The following is a 444-nucleotide window of genomic DNA, read 5'->3' as shown; positions in this document are numbered from 1 at the left end:
GTCCTCACCGCCGACCCGGACGAGACGGCCCACACCGTCACGGAGACGGCCGCCGCCTGCGACCGCCTCGGCGGCGACTACGCCCCCTACGCGGGCATCGCCCACCACTACCCGGGCGACCCCGGCGTCATCGCCGCGATGCTCCTCAACCACGTCCGGCTTCAGCCCGGCGAGGCGCTCTACCTCGGCGCCGGCGTCCCGCACGCCTACCTCGACGGCCTCGGCGTCGAGATCATGGCCAACTCCGACAACGTGCTGCGCTGCGGCCTCACCCCCAAGCACGTCGACGTCCCCGAACTGCTGCGCATCGTCCGCTTCGAGGCCGCCGACCCCGGCGTGCTCCGCCCGGAGGCCGGCCCGGACGACGAGGAGGTCTACGAGACCCCCACCGACGAGTTCCGGCTCTCCCGCTACGTCCTCCCCGAAAGCGCCCCCGCCCACGAC

General features: G+C 73.9%; 1 pseudogene. It reads left to right on the top strand.

Annotation, left to right across the window (positions count from 1 at the left end):
- Window positions 1-444, top strand: a pseudogene (locus LPA54_RS38985) (mannose-6-phosphate isomerase, class I); the annotation flags it as partial.

Source organism: Streptomyces sp. DH12 (assembly GCF_020873895.1).
Taxonomy (GTDB): domain Bacteria; phylum Actinomycetota; class Actinomycetes; order Streptomycetales; family Streptomycetaceae; genus Streptomyces.
This window is presented reverse-complemented; position numbering and strand designations above follow the sequence as displayed.